Origin of the sequence: Oscillatoria salina IIICB1, assembly GCF_020144665.1 — a bacterium.
In the GTDB taxonomy this organism is placed as follows: Bacteria; Cyanobacteriota; Cyanobacteriia; order Cyanobacteriales; family SIO1D9; genus IIICB1.
In genome coordinates this window covers 1-1,390 of record NZ_JAAHBQ010000144.1, presented here as the reverse complement: position 1 = coordinate 1,390, position 1,390 = coordinate 1, and the positions used below count along the sequence as shown (strand labels likewise).

Genomic DNA, 1,390 nt, shown 5'->3' with positions numbered 1-1,390 from the left:
ACTCTCAAGTACAGTTAATGGATTTACTCGAAGAATATCAGCGCCAGATCGCCTAAGTCAATCGTGCTAATGACTTTCGCTGTCACCGGAAAAATAATTTCTCAGTGTAGTTGACTTAGTTGCAAACTTGGTGTTAGCTTAAGTGAAACACAAAAAAATCGCAATATTTTAGGTACATCAATGTCCAGCCGCAACTACTCTTACTTTTATTTTTGGTTTAGCAAGGTTCACCGAGAGTGAATCCAGTTTAGCCTGGAAAGCCCTCTGTGAACCGCAAGCCAAAAGCTGCGGTTTTTTATTTTGTCCCAATACTAACCAAACCAACGTGACTTACTATCCCCACAACTACTTTTACTTTTACTTTTTTTGGTACGGAAGCAGTTCCGGGTAGTTAGTCATGTCACAAAATTACCTAACCCGGAACTCACCCCAGAGTCCGGGTTTTTTGCTTGTCAACAATTGTTTTAAGGAGTTAGCCCAATGAATAATCTCAAACTTGTCAGCAAATCTCTTCCCGAACACAATAGCTTAGTTCAGTTGTCCGAAACAGTGACTTTCGGTGGTCAAGAAATCACGATTATTGGCGGACCTTGTACCGTGGAAAGTCTTGAGCAAATGGAGACGGTAGCGAGTAAACTACAAGCAGCGCCAGTACAAGCAATAAGGGGAGGAGTCTACAAACCACGTACCTCCCCTTATTCTTTTCAGGGTTTAGGAGAAGCGGGATTAGAAATTTTCGCTACTATTAAACAGCGTTATAATCTTCCTGTTGTCACCGAAGTAATGGCGATCGCGCAAATCGAAAGTATCGCCGCGAGTGCAGATATGCTACAAGTAGGTAGTCGCAATATGCAAAACTTCGACTTACTCAAAGCTTTAGGAGAAACTGATAAACCCATACTCCTTAAACGTGGTTTAGCCGCGACGATTGAAGAATTCGTGAACGCAGCCGAATATATTTTAAGTCACGGTAACTCGCAAGTGGTTTTGTGCGAACGCGGTATTCGCAGCTTCGACAACTATACTCGTAACGTACTCGATTTAGGTGCAGTCGCCGCACTCAAACAAATTACTCACTTACCTGTAATTGTCGATCCTTCCCACGCCGCAGGCAAGCGAGAATTAATTGCACCTTTAGCCAAAGCCGCGATCGCCTGTGGCGCAGATGGTTTAATTATAGAATGTCACCCAGAACCAGAAAAATCAGTTTCCGATGCACGTCAGGCACTTTCCCTCGAAGCGATGATCCGCTTAGTACATAGTTTACAACCAATTGCCGCCGCCGTCGGTCGCACAGTTGCCCTTCCCACAAGAGAACTAGCAGTAGCTTGAATTTGCGCCGCAGATCGACTGAGAATCGATCTGCGGTTTCACCCTCACACTAAGGCTT

Annotated in this window: 1 protein-coding gene; it reads left to right on the top strand. The window is 44.4% G+C overall.

Going from position 1 to position 1,390, the window contains the following annotated elements; translation table 11 throughout:
* Positions 1-480: 480 nt before the first annotated feature.
* A complete protein-coding gene (gene aroF / locus G3T18_RS24510; RefSeq protein ID WP_224413218.1) occupies positions 481-1,332 on the top strand; it encodes a 3-deoxy-7-phosphoheptulonate synthase in 852 nt (283 codons plus the stop codon).
* Positions 1,333-1,390: the final 58 nt, after the last annotated feature.

Coding starts and splice junctions, on each gene's coding strand:
- aroF (WP_224413218.1), top strand. CDS start 481: ATGAATAATCTCAAACTTGTCAGCAAATCTCTTCCCGAACACAATAGC.